This is a genomic window from Allobosea sp. Root670 (assembly GCF_001429415.1).
Taxonomy (GTDB): domain Bacteria; phylum Pseudomonadota; class Alphaproteobacteria; order Rhizobiales; family Beijerinckiaceae; genus Allobosea; species Allobosea robiniae.
In genome coordinates, this window is sequence record NZ_LMJU01000015.1 from 144,799 (window position 1) to 163,176 (window position 18,378).

Consider the following 18,378-nt stretch of genomic DNA (forward strand, 5'->3'; position numbering starts at 1 on the left):
CAGGTAGCGATAGAGTTTGCCGTCGCGGTGATCTTCCATGGTGATCACCGTGCCACTCGGCATCGGGCGGCCAACCTTTACGGCTTCGATGGCTTCAAGGCCTCGATGGCTTCAGGGCTGACGAACAGCTCCTCGCGGATGGTCTCGCGATTGACCGTGGCGTAGTGGACGCCCTTGGCATAGTCGGCCTTGGAGTCCGATCCTGGCCCGAACGCTGAAGCAGGCCGATGCGGAGGACACCCTCATCCGCCTCCAGATCGGCCTCGAGGATGTCGAGGACCTGATCGCGGATCTGGAAAGAGCACTCGTCGCAGCCAATCGGGGTGGTTCCTGACCATCTCGTGCCCACGCGTTCGCCTGGAGTCCGACATCCCGCGCCGGAATTCCGGCGATCTGCGTCTCAGGGATGTCTTCGGCGACAAGGGCGGCCATCAGTGATGCAGAGCGGTTCCATCCAGAGGGCTTCGGCGAATCTCGGCGAGTTCGGACGCGACCATGTCCGGTGCGGCGCTGCTTTCCGTCTTGAATGCGCGTCGTAGCCAACCATTCGCATCGACGAGAACCAGCGCAGGCGCCGAAGCGCTGGCGGTGACTTCGGCCAGGGCTGCCGCCAATGGCTCGGGATCCTCGACAGGGCATAGCCGCGCGGAATCGTCGACCTGCACCCGTGCGCCGGCCCCATGCTCGTCACCCTCGATCCAAACACGCAAGGGGGCTCCGTTGCCGGGAGTGACGAGGGTGCCGTCGGCGCAACGGGCGACGAAACCCGGCATCCGCGCCGCTCCGGACCAGCGCATCTCCGGCGGCGAGAAGATGCGGGCTCCGGCACGCAAGCGGATGAAGTCGACCAGCGACCAGATCGCGGCATCGTCCAGTTGCGCAGCCGGCGGCATCGGGCCGCTGCCGTGGCGGATCGACCAGAACAGTTCGCCGCCGGGGCGCCCGGCGATCAGCGGCGCGGAGAGGTCTGGTGGCCAGACGGATTGCGCGACCGCGACCGGGCCGCGCCCGCGCGCGTCCGCGCCGTGACAGCTTGCGCAATCGCGTTGGAACAGCTCGCGCCCTGCCGCGATCGAGCGTGCGCCATAGCCGGTGGGAGATAGCTGGAAGCTCGTCGGAACCGCGGCGACGACATAGGGACGCCAAGGCGGAATCTGGGCGAAGGCCAATGCCACAGCCCCGGCGAGAAGGGCGGGCCAGCGTAATTTTCGGAACCCGGCCGCCAGGGCGAAAAGTGCGAGGGCAATGGTGGCGGGGACAAGCAGGCGAGACAGCCCGTCGCGAAGATAGGCGTCGCTCCATGGCGCCGGGACCGGCCTGAAGGCAAAAGGCCAGGTCGGTTGTTCATGGACCGCGGGTGGCTGATTGGCCAGTGCCGCCGCGACGGCGACGATCGCCAGCCCGAGCCCAGTTTCCGCGGCGATCGACAGGGCGAGGGTACGCGTCGAGCCTGACGTTGCGGCTGCGGGCACGAAACGGAAGCGGTTGGCGGCAGCCAGCAGCAGGAGACCGCCGAACAGGGCGATCTTGGCGATCGCGAGCTGGCCGTATGCGGTGCCCAGCAGCCCGGGCAGGGTGCCGACCAGCACCTGCACCTGAAGGATGGATGTCGCCGCGAGAACGGTGACGCAAGCCAGACCGAGCGGCGTGAAACGGCGGGCGAGCAGGGGCGCCTGGGCCGGCAGCATCCGGCAGACGGCCAGAAGCGGGGCCAATGCGCCGAGCCAAAGGCCGGCTGCCAGGACGTGAAGGCCCAGAGCTGCTGTCGTCCAGAAGTCGGTGGCGGCTCCATGCCCGAGCAGACCCTGCATCAGAGCCGCGATGGTCATAAGAAGCAGCGCGCCTGTTCGGACAACGCCGTCGCCACGCAGGAGCAAGCCCGCAAGGGCGAGTAAGCCGGCGCGCGACAGCAGCACTTCGCCGAATCGTGTCTCCGCTACGGCGGCAATGCTCTCGAGGCTGCCGAGGGGACGCCCCAGCATGGAGCTGCCTTGCAGCCAGAACCAGACCGCCCCGCCCGCGAGCGCCAAGATGACCGAGAACCGGCTGCCGGAGGACAGGCGGCGCAGCAGTTGCCGGCCATCCGGCGTGGTGGCGAGCGGGCCTTGCGACAGCAGGCGAAAGGCCTCGATGCCCAGGCCGGAGAGCAGGGCGGCCAGGTGGAGCCAGCGGGCCGCCGGCAGCGCCGCCCCGATTAGAACGTCCACATCAAGGCCTGACGGTGAATCGATACTGCCCGGTGACGCGGTGGGTATCGACCGACGTCGCGGCCCATTCGACGGTGTAGGTGCCCGCCGAAACCGGCTTGAGCCGGACCTTCAGCGCCTTGCGATCGCCGGGCACGGCCTCTGCCGGTGCTGTGCTGACGACCCCACCGCGGGCATCCTTGACAGTGATGCTGCTGAGCTTGGCTTCGAGGTCCTCGGTGAAGCCGAGGGTGATTTCCGCCGGAGCGGCCACCGTTGCGCCATCGGCCGGAGAGGCGGTCTTGAGATGCGCATGCGCGAAGGCCTGCGATGCGGCGAGAGAAAGGGCAAACGCCAGCCCGATGCGTCGAGACATGGATAGGGTCCTGCGATGAAAGAAGTGAGATTGCGGGCCTACCAGCTCGCGTCGAGCCCGAGATGGGCGAGCGCCTGCCCGCGCAATTCCGCCAGGCGCGGATCGCGACGATGGCGTGGATAGGGCAGGTCGTTGACGATCTCGGCCTTGATCCGGGCCGGACGCTCGCTCAGCACGATGACGCGCTGGGCCAGGAACAAGGCCTCCTCGACGTCATGGGTGACGAGCAGCGTAGTGAAGCCGCGCTGGCGCCAGAGTTCAGCGATCTCGGTTTGCATCGCGATCCGCGTCAGCGAGTCGAGCTTGCCGAGCGGCTCGTCGAGGATGAGTACGCTGGGATCGTTGACGAGGGCGCGGGCCAGTGCGGCGCGCTGGGCCATGCCGCCTGAAAGCTGACGCGGGAACGCCCGTTCGAAACCGGCGAGGCCGACTGTCTTCAGGGCGTCGTCGACGCGACCCTTCTGGCTGGCGAGCAGGCCGCGTGCCTCGAGCCCGAGCGCGACGTTCTTCCAGACGGTGCGCCAGGGATAGAGCGTCGGGTCCTGGAAGACGACGACGCGAGAGGGATCGGGCGTGGTGATCTCCTCTCCCGCCGCCGCGATGCGGCCCTGCGAGGGCTGTTCGAGCCCTGCGACCAGCCTGAGCAAGGTCGACTTGCCGCAGCCGCTCGGCCCGAGCAGGGCGACGAACTCGCCGGCCCGGATATCGAGATCGATGTCGTCGAGCACCGGCAACGGGCGGCCTTCGAGATCGAAGGCGTGCGAGACGCCGGCGATCGTGAGTTCGGCACCGTTGGACGCAGGCGCGCCGGGTTGTGTCGAGACGGCGAGCTGCGCGGTTACCATTTCACCACATCCTTCTGCCAGCCGAGCAGACGATCGCGCAGCGCGAAGAGCAGCGTGATCAGGCTCGAGAAGATCAGCGCCATCACGATCAGCGCGCCGTACATATTGGAATAGGCGGCCCAGCCCTGCGCCCATTGCAGATAGTAGCCGAGCCCGGATTTGACCCCCATCATCTCGGCCGCGACCAACACCGAGAACGAGGCGCCGAGCCCCATGAACAGGCCGACGAAGACATGGGGCAGGGCGGCAGGGATCGCGACCTTGAAGATCAGGAAGGCACGGCCGGCGCCCAGCGTCCGGGCTAGGTCGTAATAGGCCTTGTCGACGCTGGCGACGCCGGACCAGGTCAGCACCGTGACCGGAAACCAGGTGGCGAGTGCGATCAGGAAGATCGCGGCCGAGAAGCTCGACGGGAAGAAGAAGAACGCCATCGGCAGGAGCGCGGTCGAGGGGATCGGCCCGAGGAAACGCAGCACCGGATGGACCCAGTAGCCCAGCCCGCGCGACCAGCCGATCGCCACGCCGGTCACGAAGCCGGAGATCGTGCCGAACAGGAAGCCGAGCGCCAGCAGCCGCAGCGAATGCAGCACGCTCTCGCCGAGCCGCGGCCAGTCCTCCGCATAGACCTCGACCAGCGCCGATGGCGGAGCAAAGAAGGGCACGGGCAGCAGGCCGAGCTTCGCCGTCAGCAGGTCCCAGATGCCGACGAAGAGCGCGAGGACGACGAGCCAGGGGGCCGCCCGGCCGAGGCGCCGGCCGAGCGGCGGCCAAAGCGCCCCGACAGCCGTCGCCAGCGCCAGCAGGACGGCCCAGCCGATGAAACCGGCATTGGTCTCGCCGACATAGAGCGGGTCGGCAAAGCCGACCTTCTTGTTGGCGAGCAGCGTGACGGAGGCCGCCACTGCGGTCCAGGCTGCAGTGGCGAGCGCGCCGCGTGCCAGGATCGAGCCGTCGACCTGCAGACGTGGCTGGTCGAAAGCCGATGCGGTGCCGGTCTGTTCAAACGGGGACATGGGGCACGATCTTCTGCGCGAAGGCCTTGGCGTCGGTGTTCTTGCGGATCACGTTGACGAGCTTGAGCTGCTCGGTGAACAGCGCGACGTCGTCGCGCAGCGCCGCGCCGGTGGAGTGATGATCATGAGTGTGGCTGCGCAGGATTGCGGCCACCGTCTCGGGTGTGACCTTGGCCGGAACGAAGGGTGCGAAGATCTCGGCCGTCTTGTCGGGATTGGCCGCGGTCCAGGCCTGCGCCTCGACAATCGCGCGCGAGACGGCCCCGGCAACCTCGGGCTGGTCGCGGATCAGGGCGCCACGCAGGCCCAGCACGCAGCAGGTCGATTTCGCATACTGGCCTTCGAGATTGGTCGCGAGCTCGACGAGCTTATCGCGCTCACGGATCAGGTAGAGATGCGGATCGTCGCCCGCGAGCGCCTGGACCTCGCCCTTCTTCAGCGCCTCGCCGAACAGATCCTGCGGATACTGCACCCAGCTCACGTCCTTCTCGGTATCGAGCCCGATCTCGGCGAGGCGGATGGCGAAGAAGTTGCGCACCGGGCTTGCCGGATCGGTGACGGCGATGGATTTGCCCTTCAGGTCTTTCAGGCTGCCGATATTGGCGGCCTCGGGCACCAGCAGGCGCATGCAGCCGCCATGAGTGCCGACGGTGAGGCCGACATCGAAGCCCTGCTCCAGCGGCTTCAGCCAGCGCAGCGCCATGCCGATGCCGCCATCGGCATGGCCGGTCGCGATCGCTTGCAGCAGGGCGTCGGTCGGGCCGCTGAAATTCACCGGCTCCACCGCGAGATTGTACTTTTCGAACAGGCCTTGCTTCAGCGCGACCGAGATCGGCGACTGGCAGACGGCCGTCTGGCCCCAGGCGAGCTTGATCGTCTGACGCTGCTTCAGCGGCGAGGCTTGAGCGAAAGCATGTTGCCCGGCCAAACCGGCCAGCGGTGCGGCGGCAAGTGCGGCGGCTCCGCGCAACAAGGTGCGGCGGGAGGGGAAATTGGTCTGCTGGGTCATGATCGCTCCTTGCCGCTCTGCACGGGGCTGCATGGTCATTCGGGAAAGGGTCAGGCTGCCGCGCGATTGGCCGGCACGCGCTCGACGGTGCCGCGCACTTCGACACCCTGCCGGAGCAGGTTCAGGATCGGGCAGAAGCGCTCGACGGTGGCATTCAAGGCGTCGAGCTCGGTCGCGTCCGTCGTGAGCCTGACGGTGTAGGACAGGTCGTGCGGATAGATCGGCGTGGTCTCGTGACCGGGCGTTCCGGCGCGCGGGTCGAGTTGGCCGTGAACCTCGACCCAGACATCCTCCAGAGCGATCTGCTGGTCGGCGGCCTGGATCAGGTAGGTATGGGTCAGGCAGCTCGACAGTGCGCCGAGCAGCAGTTCAGGCGAGCTCGGCCCGAGATCGTAGCCGGCGAAATCCGGCGGGCTGTCGCTGATCACCTGGAAGTCGCGGATGCGGATGCGCCGGACGCCGCTGCGACCCTCGGCATGGGCTTGCGCCTGCAGCTTCAGCGGACTGGCTTCTCCCGAGCGGGCATGAGCCTTGCGGCGCAGCAGGGCGTCGCGCTTCTGGGCGAGATATTCCGTGAGATTGGACATGGTGGCGTCCCGGTCTGGCGTGAGGAAGGAATCTGGACAGGCGCGCGCACTCGGTCACGCAGCCGCGATTGCGGCTGGCGCGAGATTGCTTTGTCTGAGCTGTGGATGGGCTCGAAGGGAGCGCGGAGAGGCGGCCCGTCCTCAGGCTCCGAAGGTCAAAGCCGTCGATGGAAGAGCGAGCCGGCTGCGAACTCTGCTGTGCTGAACGTCATGGACATTCGCGTCTCCAAAACAAAAGGAGCCCACGAGACATCGTGGTGCTTTTAGCGTTGTTGACGCGGCGCAAGCTGCTCCAGCAAATCCCGCGGCGAAGACGCTGAAAACGTCATCGCGTTCAATATTATTGCTTGGGTAATTATTATTGGCAATGAAATAGAATATGCGTTTTTCGCGGCAGAACGCGATGATTTGTTTTGTATCCGGCGAGGTGACGAGGCGATCGACATCTTCACCGCATCGACCGGATGTCGGACCGTGGCGATTTCCGGGGCTTGCGTTCGCACCGGCAGGCGGCGACCTTATCCGCTGTGCGCGGGGAGGGCCCCCGAGCCGGGGAGGTTGCGTCCTTCTGGCTAGGCGCCCGGACTCCTCAAACTTAGCCCGCGATGGCGACCAAGATGTCGGGTTGACTACGGATGACGTCGGCGATGGCTATTCCGTTCTCGCCACCTCGCTCCTCGAGAGCCGCTATGACGCGGAGCCGATCTTTGATCGACTTGTCCCAGTTCAGCTTCATTTTACCCTCGATGGCGTCGAGCGGTATGCCAACGCCGACGATGGTGCGCAGCCTCGCCTGGGCCAGAGTGTCCGGAACTGCCCGGAAATGGCCCTTTCCCGACATCGGGAACGTCCGATTCCGGGCAGTACAATTCGTGTGGCAAAGCAGGGGTCGAAGCTAGCCTTTTCAGACGCTTACAACGTTGGTTTTGAGGGTTACCGCGAAACCGAGTTTTTCGCCTCAGGCCTTCGCCGGGTAGTGCGTGCGAAGCTTGTCGCGTCTGCGCGACAGTCGGTCTGAAGGCGCGACGATCCTTTCAGCAAGTCGCCGACCTTCTGCCACTTTTGGATGGCGCAAGACGATGCGCGCTTTAGGGGTAATCGCGCAGATCACCCGTGAGCGATCTCGACTTTCGGCCGTTCCGCTCTTACATCCTCCAAGGTTCCGCCGACCTGTAGGTTGAAATTGGTCAAGATGATAGGCGACGAAGCCGCAGATCCAGACGTGAGCTAGCTGCTGCGCAACATGCGGGCTACCTCCGCCCAACTCAATCAGGCCAACGGCCGTCGCCGCCGGCGTGCATCTCTCCGCGCCGAGGAAGTTCTGTGGATCAATCCCCAACATGCGACCCTCATTCGCGCTGCAGAGCCGATACTTTGCGGGATATCAAACAACGCGAGCATCCGAAAGGCTAGATAACAAGTTGACCGAAGCGCCTATCGGAGCCGCGCGATGCAGAATACGCCATATCAAGACGAGCGGCTCCCGCGTTACACGAGTTACCCGACCGCACCCCACTTTCACGCGGGCGTGGACAGTTCATGCTATGCACGCTGGCTGAAGGCGCTGGCGGCCGGGACGACGACGTCGCTCTATCTGCATGTGCCGTTCTGCCGCTCGATGTGCTGGTATTGCGGCTGTCACACCACGGTGGCGCTGCGCAACGGGCCTATCATCGATTATCTCGCGGCGCTGCGTGGCGAAATCGCGCTGGTGGCGGAGCAGCTGGCGGCGCCTGTCGACGTGCGGCACGTCCATTTCGGCGGCGGCACGCCGACGATCCTCGAACCAGCGGAATTCGGAGCGCTCGTCGAACTGCTACGCCAGCGTTTCGCGGTTCATCCCGAGGCGGAAATCGCGGTTGAGATAGATCCGCGCCGCCTCGCGCCCGCCATGACGGCGACACTGGCGGCGGCCGGCGTCAATCGCGCGAGTCTCGGGGTGCAGAGCTTCGATCCCGAGGTGCAGAAGGCGATCAACCGCATCCAGAGCGTCGAGCAGACCTCCACCGTGGTTGCCGGGCTACGCGACGCTGGCATCGGCTCCGTCAGTTTCGATCTGATCTATGGTCTGCCAAAGCAGACCGCGCGATCCTGCCTTGAAACCGTCGAGCAATGCCTGGCCATGCAGCCGGACCGGCTCTCGATCTTCGGCTACGCCCATGTGCCGGAGTTCAAGAAACATCAGCGCCGGATCGCGACAGAGGACCTGCCGGATGGCGAAGCGCGTCATGAACAGGCGGAGGCCATGGCACGCAGCCTCGTTGCGGCCGGCTATGTCAGCATAGGGCTCGATCATTTTGCCCGTCCAGACGATCCGATGGCCAGGGCATTGTCGCAAGGGCGGCTCCACCGCAACTTCCAAGGCTACACAACCGATCCGTGCGAGGCGTTGATCGGCCTCGGCGCATCGGCGATCGGGCGCCTGCCTCAGGGCTATGTCCAGAACGAGGTGGTGATCGGCCGTTATGCCGAGCGGATTGCGGGCAGCAAGTTGCCGATCGCGCGAGGGTATCGGCTGACACCCGAAGACATGCTGCGTGCAGAGCTGATCGAGCGCGTCATGTGTGACCTCGACGTGGATATCGACGCCATCTGCGCCCGCCATCCAGTCCATGCCAACGCGCTCGCCTCGTCACGTTGCGCGCTTGAGAAACTCGCGCAGGAAGGGGTGGTGAATTTCGACGGCAGCCGCCTGCGGCTTCCGGAGGATGCGCGGCTTTTAGTCCGCAAGGTAGCATCAACATTCGACGCCCATCTCGATCACGCACCGAGGCAATACAGCCGCGCCGTCTAAGCGCCGCACCAACGGCATGGCAGTCGCTCAACGGCGCAGCTCGCGAGCGGGTAACGACAGACCGCAGATGAGATGAGCAATGGCGCGAGATGCGGCCTCCGACCGTTACGCTTCACCACCGCGCCATTCTTTGGAGGTGACGGCTTCGCGTTCGAGGGCGAGCAGCCCGAGTGCGCGCAAGGCAATCTGGTCGACGATCTCGGCGATATCGCGCGGCTTCAGATAGAAGGCCGCAACGGGCGGCGCGACGATTGCGCCGAACTCCGTGACCTGCGCCATCGCCCGCAGGTGGCCGAGATGTAGCGGACTCTCTCGCGCCACCAGCACAAGGCGCCTCCGCTCCTTGAGCTGGACATCGGCAGCACGCGTCAGGAGATCGCCGAGCTGACCATAGGCGATGGCACAAAGGCTGCGCATCGAGCAGGGTGCGATGATCATGCCTGCCGTGCGGAAGGAACCGCTGGCGATGCTTGCGCCGATATCGCGGTGATCATGGCATTGCGATGCCAGCGCGCGGGCCCGTGCGGGAGCGTCCGGGTCGACCTCGCTTGCAAGGGTCCGTTCGGCCGCTGGCGATATCACCAGATGCGTCTCGATCGTGCCGCTCTCGGCCAGCCTCTCCAGGACTCTGAGTCCGATGGCAGCGCCCGAGGCGCCACTGATCCCCACAATGACGCGGTGCAGCTGGCTCAATGCGAGCTCCCTGAGCCCGGTCCGAGTCCGAGCGAAGGCCAGAGCGCATCGATACGTGCACTGACGCCTGGGGCCATTGCCATCGGCCTTCCCCATTCCCGATCAGTCTCGGGCGGCAGCTTGTTGGTGGCGTCGATGCCGAGCTTGCCGCCCAGGCCCGGCTTCGGCGAGGCGAAATCGAGATAGTCGATCGGCGTATCGGAGAGGGTGATGAGGTCGCGGCTGGCGTCGCTGCGGGTCGCGACCGCCCACATCACTTGCGCCCAGTCGCGCGGGTCGATGTCGCCATCGACGACGATCACGAGCTTGGTGTAGCTGAACTGCGGCAGCAGCGACCACAGGCCGAGCATCAGCCGCCGCGCCTGGCCGGGGTAGCGCTTGTCGATTGCGACGACGGCGATGCGATAGGAGCAGGCCTCCGGCGGCAGCCAGACGTCGACCACCTCGGGAAACTGCCGCTGGAGGAGCGGCAGGAACAGGACGTTCAGCGCTTCGCCGATCCGCGAGGGCTCGTCCGGCGCCCGGCCGGTGAAGGTCGAGAGGTAGACCGGAGCCCGCCGCATCGTCACAGCGGTGACGCGCATGACCGGGAAGGGTTCGACCGCATTGTAGTAGCCGGTATGGTCTCCGAACGGGCCTTCCGGCGCCGTCTCGTCAGGCGAGACCAGGCCCTCGATGACGATCTCCGCATCCGCGGGGACGGACAGCGGAATGCTGACACAGGGGACGAGCGCCGGTCGCTCGCCGCGCAGCAGGCCGGAGAAGCGCAGCTCCGGAACGGTTTCAGGCAGAGGAAGAACGGCCGAGAGGATCGTGGCGGGGTCCGCGCCGATCACGACCACGACGGGCATGTCGCGGCCGAGCCGGCGCCATTTCTCGTGGTGGCGGGCGCCGCCGCGATGGGCGAGCCAGCGCAGGATCGCGCGGTCCCGCCCGAGCACCTGCATGCGATAGACGCCGAGATTGCCTTCATCCTCCCGCGAGGGCTCCGGCGGCATCGTGAGCACCAGCGGCCAGGTGATCAGCGGCGCGGCTTCGCCCGGCCAGCAGAGCTGGACCGGCAGCGCCGTCAGGTCGATCGCATCGCCCCGGAAGATCCGTTGCTGGACCGGGGCGCGCTTCGTTTCGCGTGGCCGCATCGACAGGGCGGCGCGCGCCAGCGGCAATGACTTCCACGCCTCGGCAAGTCTGCGCGGCGGCCGTGGCTCGCGCAGCTCGGCAAGGGCGCGGCCAAGCGGGAGTAGGTTCTCCCGCTCGACCCCGAGACCCCAGGCAACGCGTTCGACCGTGCCGAAGAGATTGGTCAGCAGCGGCATGGACGAAACCGTACCGTCGGCAAGAAGGGGGCGCTCGAACAGCAGGGCCGGCCCATCCTCCGCGATGACGCGACGGTGGATCTCTGTGATCTCGTGGACGACGCTGATCGGCTCGGCGATGCGCCGGAGCTGACCGTGGGCGTCGAGATAGGCGAGGAACGCGCTGAGATCGCGGAAACGGGGCAGGGTGCGGATCGGCAAGGCAAGGGGCTCCGGTTGCCGGACGATGCGCCGTTTCATTAGCGATCGTCTTTGTGCCAGAGCAACGAAGATTTCGGCTGCCGGTCCAGATTGGGGCTCGGAGGTGATCGATGTCGGATCCACAGATGACCGGGCCGGCGCCGCCGCCGCCGAGGCTGCCGCCAGGGCTGGCGCGCGCCGTCGCGCCGTTGCCGCTCGCGCCGCTACAGCCGCTGCTGGCGCTGATGCTGCATCGCATCGGGCGGCTCCATCCCGATCTCTATGGGCGTCTCGGCGAGCATGCGGACAAGCGCTTCGGCGTCGATCCGACAGACCTGCCGTTCGCCTTCGTGCTGGAGCCAAGCCTGCGCCAGCCCCGGGTGCACGCCGTGCGGGCCTTGCCGGCCGGCGTCGATGCCTGCATCCGCGGGCCTCTGGCCGGGCTCGTCGGCATGGCGGAGGGCACGCTCGACGGCGATGCTCTGTTCTTCTCGCGGATTCTCTGGGTGGAGGGCGATGTCGCGGCGGCGCTGGCCCTGCGCAACGCGATCGACGACGCGCGCATCGATTTCGGCGCCGTAATGTTCGGCCCCCTCGGCCAAAGGCTGGGCGATGTGGTGCGCAGAAAGCTGCAAGGGCGGTCCGCCGCCTCGGGAGCCGAGACATGGAGCTGATCTGCCCTGCCGGGACGCCCGCCAGTCTCGAAGCTGCCGTCGAAGCGGGCGCCGATGCGGTCTATTGCGGCTTTCGCGACGAGACCAACGCGCGCAACTTTCCGGGTCTCAATTTCTCTCGCGAGGAGCTGCGCAAGGGCATCGCCTTCGCCCATAGGCGTGGCGTCAAGGTTCTGGTTGCGATCAACACCTTCGCGCGTGCGGGGGCGTTCGGCCTCTGGCAGGAGGCGATCGACGATGCGGTGGCGGCCGGCGCGGACGCGCTGATCCTCGCCGACCTCGCGACGCTCGACTACGCGCATCGCCGGCACCCCGGCCAGAGACTCCATGTCTCGGTCCAGGCCGGCGCGGCCAATCCCGACGCGATCCGCTTCTATGCCGAGACCTTCGGAGCGCAACGCGTCGTGCTGCCTCGCGTGCTGAACGTGATGGAGATCGCCTCGATCGTGCGCGAGACCTCCTGCGAGACGGAGGTCTTCGTCTTCGGCGGTCTTTGCGTGATGGAGGAGGGGCGATGCTCGCTCTCTTCCTACGCCACCGGCCAATCGCCGAACATGAACGGCGTCTGTTCGCCTGCGAGCCATGTGGCCTATTCCGAGCGCGACGGGCACATCCTCTCCACGCTGGGCGGCTTCACCATCAACAGCTTCGGCAAGGGTGAGCCGGCGGGCTATCCGACCTTGTGCAAAGGGCGTTTCGCCACGCCCAAAGGCTCCGGCTACATCTTCGAGGAGCCCGTCAGCCTCGACGCGGCCCTGATGCTGCCGGCACTGCGCGATGCCGGCGTGACCGCCTTCAAGATCGAAGGCCGACAGCGCGGGCGCGCCTATATCGCGGGCGTGGTGCGCTCCTTCCGCAAGATCCTCGCGGCGATCGACGAAGGCCGCAGCCCACCTGCGGTCAGCCTGGCGGCCATGGCCGAAGGGCAGGCCAGCACGGTCGGCGCCTATCGCAAGGGCTGGCGTTAGGCCCGCAAAGGAACAGGCGATGCAACTGACCCTTGGACCCGTGCCCTATCATTGGTCGCCGGAGCGCTGGCGGGATTTCCATTATCGCGTCGCGGATGAGGCGCAGGTCGACGCCGTGGTCGTCGGCGAGGCCGTCTGCTCGAAGCGGGCGCCCTTCAAGCAGGAGCATATCCCCGCCGTGGTCGAACGGCTGGAGGCGGCGGGCAAGCGCGTGCTGCATTCCAGCCTGATCCTGATCTCGCTGCCGCGCGAACGCCGCCAGACCCGCGAGCTGATAGAGAGCGACGAGGCCGAGGTGGAGATCAACGACCTGACCTGCCTGGGCGGGCTGGCACCGAGGCCGTTCGCGGTCGGCCCCTTCGTCAACGTGTACAACGAGGCGGCCGCCGGGTTCCTGGCCGAGCGCGGCGCGACGCGCATCTGCCTGCCCCCGGAATTGCCGCTGCCCGCGGTCGCGGCCATCTCGGCGGCCGTGCCGCAGCTCGCGACGGAGGTCTTCGCTTTCGGCAAGGTGCCGCTGGCGATCTCGGCGCGCTGCTATCACGCGCGTGCCCACAAGCTGACCAAGGATAATTGCCGCTTCGTCTGCGAGAAGGATCCGGACGGCATGCCCGTCAAGACGCTCGACGGCGCCGGGTTTCTCTCCGTGAACGGGGTGCAGACCCTGTCGGCTAGCTGCGCCAGCCTGTTGACCGACATTCCCGCCTTGCGTCGTGCCGGTGTTGCCTCGCTGCGCCTCTCTCCGCAGGACTGCGACATGGTCGCGGTCACACGATTGTTCCGCGACGTCGTCGACGGGCGGAGCGAGCCGGAGGAAGCCGAGAGGCTGCTGGGTGAAATCTATCCGGATGTGCCGTTCTCCAACGGTTTCCTGCACGGGATGGCCGGCCATATCCATGCGGGGCAGAGCTGCGCATTGCGCTGAGCGCCGGGAAGCGGGAGGGAGCCTGTCATGAAAGCCGGTCATGAGGGAGACGCCGACCACACGTTCGAGCCCATCGCGGTGACGACCTCGGCGAGCCAGCTGATCTGCCGATTGCGGCGGGTGCTGCGTCCGGAAGATTTGGATTGCGCTTGCCGCGAAACGCTGAACGGGGCGCTCGCCCGCTTCGACGAGCAGGAGCGTCGACGCGAGACGCGCCGGCGGGTCGCCGCAGCGCGCGAGCAAAAGGAGCGCATCGCCTCGATCCTGCATTTCCTGTCGGAGCTCGATGCCGTCACCGAAGCTGAGAGCGACCGAACCGTCTTCGAGGAGTTCGCGCTGCTGTTCGTCGAGATCACGCGCAGCGCGGATGCGGCGGTTTCGGCGCTGCGCGGCCTGTAGGCCTTTCAATCCCGCCCCATCTTTGCGCTATCGCAAATTCGGACCGGCTCCATCCGGCTAGTGTTGCGGTGCAGCGAGAAACCGATGAGTTCGCTGCGGTGATGGAGAAGTCAGATGTTCAGGACTGTTCTAACCGGCGCGTTGATGGCTTTGGCGATCGCTGGCGCGAATGCCGCCGAGGTCGAAGTCAAGATGCTCAACAAGGGCGCCGCCGGCGCCATGGTGTTCGAGCCTGCGCTCGTGAAGATCGCGCCGGGCGACACCGTGAAGTTCGTCCCCACCGACAAGAGCCACAACGCCGAGAGCATCGCCGAGATGATGCCGGCCGGCGCGGAGCCCTTCCTCGGCAAGATGAACGAGCAGGTCGATGTCACCTTCAAGGAAGCCGGCGTCTACGGCATCAAGTGCAAGCCGCATTACGGCATGGGCATGGTCGCGTTGATCGTGGTCGGCGAGCCGACCAACCTGGAAGCCGCCGGCGCCGCCAAACATCCCGGCAAGGCCAAGCAGGTCTTCGCCGATCTGGTCGCCAAGGCCAATCAGGTCGCCAAGGCGCAGTAGCTCGAACCCCGACAACCGGGCGCGGCCGGCTCTCTCCCGGCCGGGAAGGAGGGAGCCCATGGCACCCATACCGCGACTGCGGGCCTATGACGGGCCCGCTTTTCTGTCTTACGGCTTTCGGCCGTTCTTTCTCCTGGCCGCGCTGCAGGCCGGCCTGACGATGCTGGTCTGGCTGCCTTTCGTCACCGGCCATCTCGCCGTGCCGACAGCTTTTGCGCCGGTGGATTGGCATGTTCACGAAATGCTCTTCGGCTACCAGGCGGCGGCCATTGGCGGCTTTCTCCTGACGGCCATCCCGAACTGGACCGGGCGCCTGCCTGTCCTTGGCCGGCCGCTTCTGGTCCTCGTGCTCGCATGGCTCGCCGGGCGGCTCGCAGTCTCGACCTCAGCCCTGATCGGTTGGCGCCTGGCGATGGCGATCGACGCGCTGTTCCTGCTGCTGCTTGCCGCCGCCGCTGCCCGCGAGATCGTGGCGGGCCGCAACTGGCGCAACCTCAAGGTCGTGGTCCTGATCGCGCTTCTGCTGGCGGCGAATCTCGCCTTCCATCTCGAAGCGGGGTCGACCGGGCGCGCCGATGTCTCCCGTCGTTTTGCGATTGCTGCCGTCCTGATGCTTGCCATGCTGATCGCGGGCCGCATCGTGCCGAGCTTCACGCGCAATTGGCTGGCGCAGCGCGGCGAGGGGCGTCTGCCGGTTCCCTTCGGGGCGTATGACAAGGCGGTACTCGCCGGGGGCGGCGTCGCGCTGATCTGCTGGGTCGTCGTGCCAGATGCTTTCGTGACCGGCGTCGTGCTGATGCTGGCAGCGGGGCTTCACCTCTTCAGGCTGGCGCGCTGGGCTGGCGATCGGACCTGCCGCAACCCTCTGCTGGTTATCCTGCATGTCGGCTATCTCTTCGTGCCGATCGGCTTCGCGCTGACGGCCCTTGCGAGCCTCGGGGTTATCGCTTTCGCTGCCGGCACCCATGTCTGGACCGCAGGCGCCTTCGGGACGATGACCCTCGCGGTGATGTCGCGCGCCAGCCTCGGGCATACCGGCCGTCCTCTGATCGCCACCGCCGCGACGCAGCTTTGCTGTGTGCTCGTCGTCATCGGCACCGTGGCGCGGGTCTGCTCGGCGTTCGGCCATGGCCCGGTCGCGCTGCTGCATGTCGCGGGACTGGGCTGGTCTCTGGCCTTCCTGATCTTCGCTGTGGCCTACTGGCCCGTCCTCACAGGGGCGCGCGTCGCTCCGAAGGCGCCTGCCGCCGCGCAGAGCGCCTGATTCAACCGCAGCCGCCTTCGTGGCGTCGCGGATCGTCCAGGATCGGCCAGAAGCCCATCCGCCATGTGTCGAAGGACGCTGACCAGAGCCAGGCGGAGAGCGCATAGTGCAGCCCAAGCGTGCTGGCGCCACGCCGAGCTCGGGCAGGACGCGCATCGCCGCTGCGGCTGCCATCAGCGCCAATGCTACCTTGGCGGTTGGCGGCAACTCGAGATCGCGCCCGCTATGGCGCAGGCCCGCAATCACGAAGACCGCCATCACCGCCAGCCCGAGCGCCCCGACGGACAGCAGGTGCAGTCCGGTTCCCGGGGCGACCGGGGCGCCGAGGCCGGCCAGCCCTAGCACCAGAAAACCAAGGCCGCCGCTGGCGTTCGCCGCTGCGAGCGCAAGGACTTCCATGCGGACGGCGCGGCCGATGAACCACTCCGCCAGCCTGTCAAAGAAGGCGGCTGCCGCGGCGAGCGCGAGCCAGACGGGTACAGTGGAGTTGGGGGCGGCGAGCGCGGCGACGAGCTGGAGCCCCACCAGCCCGGCGGTCAGGTTCTGGCGGCCGGGATAGGGCCGGCAATGCGTCGTCTCGCCGCTGGGGTCCAGCGCGTGGTTCACGACCACGACGTTGATGCGGGCGATGGCGAGCGAGAGAAACACCAGGAAAACGGCGAGCGCCGCGTGCAGCAGCCGCCCTGACAAAGCCGTCTCGCCCAGGAGCCAGGCCACGCGGATCGAGAACCCCAGCAGCGCGAACAGCGTGATCCAGACGGCGAAGGAGCAGTGGCGGGTGGTGCGCCGTTCGATCAGCGGCCAGGTGACATAGGCCAGCAGCAGGGCGAGGAAGGCGAGGTCGGTCAGCGCCGCCGGGATGATCAGGGCATCGGCGCCGAGGAAGCCGATCAGCCGCCCCGGCAGCCAGAGGGCGAGCAGGAGCAGGAGCGCACGGCCCTGGCGCGGGCTTGGTGTCCGTCCATTCCGGCATGGCCGAGCCGAGGAAGCCGGCGAATGCTGCGCCATAAGTTCCGAAGATCATCTCATGGGCGCGCCACTGCCCGGCCGGCACTGGCGGGCGAAGGGCAGGTCGAAGGCGAAGACCGTCACCCAAAGGAGTGGCAGCAGCACCGCATGAGCTGCGGCCACGGGAACGAACAGCTTCAGCGCTTCCGTGAGCAGCGGATGGTCCGGTGAATGTCGGGTCATGTCACTGCCTGTCGCCATCGAACAGGTCCGCGAAGGAGGGGTCTTGCATCCAGGCCTGCACGGTCTCGAATACGGAACGGTCGTCGCGCTGGCTCGGCGCGCCGTCGAGCGTACGCTCTGCGACGATACCTTCCTGCTGGCCGGAGAGCACGACGATGCGATGGGCCAGCCTCACTGCCTCTGCGAGGTCGTGGGTGACGAAGAGGGCGGAGAATTTTTCCCGAGCTGAAGCGGCGATGATCAGGTCCTGCAGGGCGCGCCGCAATCCGACGTCGATCGCCGTGAAAGGCTCGTCGAAATAGACGATCTCGGGGTTGGTCGCGAGGTCAGCCCGCTACTTCACGTTCTCGGCGAGCCGCTTCAGCGCAGGCGCATCGCAGACCAACAGCTTCTGCCGACCGCCCTCCACCAGTCCCATCGTTTCCCAGGCGCTGAGGATGCGCGAGACCGTGTGAAGGGTCGTTCCGGTCATTTCGGCGATGTCGCGGCGGGAAATAGGAAAATCGACGCGCATGCCGGCTTCATCGCGTTTTCCGGCCTGCTCTATCAGCCTCAGCACGGCATGGGCGACGCGGCGCTCGACCTCCTCCGTCGACATCTCGCGGATACGGGTATGAGCTTCGTCGAGTCGTTGGCCGATGGTCCGGATGGCGTTCATCGCCAGATGCGGATTGTCCTCGACGAAGCTGTCCCAGGATTCGCTCGGCCAGGCCGCCACGAGGCTATCGACTGCCGCCGTCGCGGTGCCCGGATAATCCGAACGGCTGAGCGCGCGCGTGAAGCCGAACAGATCGCCGGGATGGACGACCCTGACGATGATCTGCTGGCCGTCGCGCGTCACCTGCGTCACCTTCAGCCGGCCATGTAGCAGGAGGTAGAATGCCGTGGCCGGATCGCCCTGCTCGAACACCGCCTCGCCCTGAGGAATGCGCCGTGCGCTGGCCTTCACGGTCATGCGGTCGAGCTGGGCGTCGCTCATGGCCGCGAATAGCGGGATGCTGCGCAGCACGCTGCGATCCAATGCCAAGATGCTGTTCCCTATGGGCGGATTGAAAAGTGCCCGCGTCCAACCTTTGCGCGGGCGTTATGCGAGATAAGACCGCAATCGCTGGAGTGCTTCAAGTGCGTCACGATGGCCCGGCCAGCGCGATCCTGACGCCTGCCAGCACGCAGATGACGGTCGCATAGGCGATGAGCGCTCCGGCCAGCTTGGGGCTTTCGCGCTGCAGCCGCATGAAACCCAGCACAATGAGCATGACCTTCGCGAGGCTGAGGGTCGCGATAGCCGGACCGCGAATGCCGGAACGCAGGGCGACCGCTGCGATCAGGCTCAGGCCCGTTGCGGCGAAGAGGCCGGCGAGGACGACCGGGAGCGGGAGGGCACGGGATGATCGCAT

General features: G+C 66.7%; 20 protein-coding genes and 3 pseudogenes. 8 read left to right on the forward strand and 15 right to left on the reverse strand.

The features are described 5' to 3' along the window. Nucleotides 1-208 precede the first annotated feature (208 nt). Nucleotides 209-334: pseudogene (locus ASE61_RS26920) on the forward strand (PLP-dependent transferase); the annotation flags it as partial. Nucleotides 335-431: 97 nt separating this feature from the next. Here the strand turns inward: ASE61_RS26920 and ASE61_RS13145 are convergent. The 7 genes from ASE61_RS13145 to ASE61_RS13175 form a co-directional block, all read right to left on the reverse strand. Beyond that, the gene (locus ASE61_RS13145; RefSeq protein ID WP_156407086.1) at nt 432-2,030 is read right to left on the reverse strand and encodes a CopD family protein; all 1,599 of its coding nucleotides are present in this window, start codon (nt 2,028-2,030) and stop codon (nt 432-434) included. A gap of 178 nt (nt 2,031-2,208) precedes the next feature. Next, the gene (gene copC, locus ASE61_RS13150; protein WP_061967589.1) at nt 2,209-2,562 is read right to left on the reverse strand and encodes a copper homeostasis periplasmic binding protein CopC; all 354 of its coding nucleotides are present in this window, start codon (nt 2,560-2,562) and stop codon (nt 2,209-2,211) included. Between the two features lie 38 nt (nt 2,563-2,600). Continuing rightward, nucleotides 2,601-3,407, reverse strand: coding sequence for an ABC transporter ATP-binding protein (locus tag ASE61_RS13155; RefSeq protein WP_061967590.1), 807 nt, complete (start codon nt 3,405-3,407; stop codon nt 2,601-2,603). Further along, the gene (locus tag ASE61_RS13160; protein ID WP_082617410.1) at nt 3,401-4,420 is read right to left on the reverse strand and encodes an ABC transporter permease; all 1,020 of its coding nucleotides are present in this window, start codon (nt 4,418-4,420) and stop codon (nt 3,401-3,403) included. Before ASE61_RS13160 ends, ASE61_RS13155 begins: the two co-directional genes overlap by 7 nt. Then, complete coding sequence (locus ASE61_RS13165) at nt 4,407-5,429, reverse strand: ABC transporter substrate-binding protein (protein WP_082617411.1); 1,023 nt, start codon at nt 5,427-5,429, stop codon at nt 4,407-4,409. The genes ASE61_RS13160 and ASE61_RS13165 overlap by 14 nt, the downstream gene beginning before the upstream one ends. Before the next feature lie 50 nt (nt 5,430-5,479). Continuing rightward, nucleotides 5,480-6,016, reverse strand: a complete 537-nt coding sequence (locus ASE61_RS13170; RefSeq protein WP_061967592.1) for an OsmC family protein — start codon at nt 6,014-6,016, stop codon at nt 5,480-5,482. 595 nt (nt 6,017-6,611) lie between these two features. Then, nucleotides 6,612-6,857 carry a hypothetical protein gene (locus tag ASE61_RS13175; RefSeq protein ID WP_061967594.1) on the reverse strand — a complete coding sequence of 82 codons (246 nt, stop codon included), beginning with the start codon at nt 6,855-6,857 and terminating at the stop codon, nt 6,612-6,614. 609 nt (nt 6,858-7,466) lie between these two features. Here ASE61_RS13175 and hemN point away from each other — a divergent pair. Then, nucleotides 7,467-8,810 (forward strand): oxygen-independent coproporphyrinogen III oxidase, encoded by a 1,344-nt coding sequence (gene hemN / locus ASE61_RS13180; RefSeq protein ID WP_061967595.1) that lies wholly within the window; start codon nt 7,467-7,469, stop codon nt 8,808-8,810. Between the two features lie 105 nt (nt 8,811-8,915). On the opposite strand, the gene ASE61_RS13185 is transcribed toward hemN, so the two are convergent. Further along, nucleotides 8,916-9,503, reverse strand: a complete 588-nt coding sequence (locus tag ASE61_RS13185) for a UbiX family flavin prenyltransferase (protein ID WP_061967597.1) — start codon at nt 9,501-9,503, stop codon at nt 8,916-8,918. Further along, nucleotides 9,500-11,020: a UbiD family decarboxylase gene (locus tag ASE61_RS13190; RefSeq protein ID WP_244492825.1), complete on the reverse strand. Its 1,521-nt coding sequence runs from the start codon at nt 11,018-11,020 to the stop codon at nt 9,500-9,502. Before ASE61_RS13190 ends, ASE61_RS13185 begins: the two co-directional genes overlap by 4 nt. 125 nt (nt 11,021-11,145) lie before the next feature. Here ASE61_RS13190 and ubiT point away from each other — a divergent pair, with 125 nt between their 5' ends. From ubiT to ASE61_RS13220, 6 genes are all read left to right on the forward strand, one after another. Further along, a complete protein-coding gene (gene ubiT / locus ASE61_RS13195) occupies nt 11,146-11,673 on the forward strand; it encodes a ubiquinone anaerobic biosynthesis accessory factor UbiT (protein ID WP_061967601.1) in 528 nt (175 codons plus the stop codon). Beyond that, nucleotides 11,664-12,641 carry a ubiquinone anaerobic biosynthesis protein UbiU gene (ubiU, locus tag ASE61_RS13200; protein WP_061967603.1) on the forward strand — a complete coding sequence of 326 codons (978 nt, stop codon included), beginning with the start codon at nt 11,664-11,666 and terminating at the stop codon, nt 12,639-12,641. The genes ubiT and ubiU overlap by 10 nt, the downstream gene beginning before the upstream one ends. A 19-nt stretch (nt 12,642-12,660) precedes the next feature. Continuing rightward, nucleotides 12,661-13,566: a ubiquinone anaerobic biosynthesis protein UbiV gene (gene ubiV, locus ASE61_RS13205; protein ID WP_061967605.1), complete on the forward strand. Its 906-nt coding sequence runs from the start codon at nt 12,661-12,663 to the stop codon at nt 13,564-13,566. Nucleotides 13,567-13,593: 27 nt separating this feature from the next. Next, complete coding sequence (locus ASE61_RS13210; RefSeq protein ID WP_244492826.1) at nt 13,594-13,965, forward strand: hypothetical protein; 372 nt, start codon at nt 13,594-13,596, stop codon at nt 13,963-13,965. A 114-nt stretch (nt 13,966-14,079) separates the two neighbouring features. After that, complete coding sequence (locus ASE61_RS13215) at nt 14,080-14,526, forward strand: pseudoazurin (protein ID WP_061967606.1); 447 nt, start codon at nt 14,080-14,082, stop codon at nt 14,524-14,526. Nucleotides 14,527-14,584: 58 nt separating this feature from the next. Then, nucleotides 14,585-15,790: an NnrS family protein gene (locus ASE61_RS13220; protein WP_061967608.1), complete on the forward strand. Its 1,206-nt coding sequence runs from the start codon at nt 14,585-14,587 to the stop codon at nt 15,788-15,790. A 189-nt stretch (nt 15,791-15,979) separates the two neighbouring features. Here ASE61_RS13220 and ASE61_RS27580 read toward each other — a convergent pair. The 6 genes and pseudogenes from ASE61_RS27580 to ASE61_RS13240 form a co-directional block, all read right to left on the reverse strand. Further along, nucleotides 15,980-16,717 (reverse strand): annotated as a pseudogene (locus ASE61_RS27580) (NnrS family protein); the annotation flags it as partial. Nucleotides 16,718-16,748: 31 nt separating this feature from the next. Further along, nucleotides 16,749-16,814 (reverse strand): annotated as a pseudogene (locus ASE61_RS27585) (hypothetical protein); the annotation flags it as partial. Further along, the gene (locus ASE61_RS26485; RefSeq protein WP_156407087.1) at nt 16,811-16,981 is read right to left on the reverse strand and encodes a hypothetical protein; all 171 of its coding nucleotides are present in this window, start codon (nt 16,979-16,981) and stop codon (nt 16,811-16,813) included. The pseudogene ASE61_RS27585 and the gene ASE61_RS26485, both read right to left, overlap by 4 nt. A 1-nt stretch (nt 16,982) precedes the next feature. After that, a complete protein-coding gene (locus ASE61_RS13230) occupies nt 16,983-17,246 on the reverse strand; it encodes a hypothetical protein (RefSeq protein ID WP_061967610.1) in 264 nt (87 codons plus the stop codon). A 69-nt stretch (nt 17,247-17,315) separates the two neighbouring features. Then, nucleotides 17,316-18,008 carry a Crp/Fnr family transcriptional regulator gene (locus ASE61_RS13235; RefSeq protein ID WP_061967613.1) on the reverse strand — a complete coding sequence of 231 codons (693 nt, stop codon included), beginning with the start codon at nt 18,006-18,008 and terminating at the stop codon, nt 17,316-17,318. Between the two features lie 100 nt (nt 18,009-18,108). Then, nucleotides 18,109-18,378, reverse strand: coding sequence for a hypothetical protein (locus ASE61_RS13240; protein WP_061967615.1), 270 nt, complete (start codon nt 18,376-18,378; stop codon nt 18,109-18,111).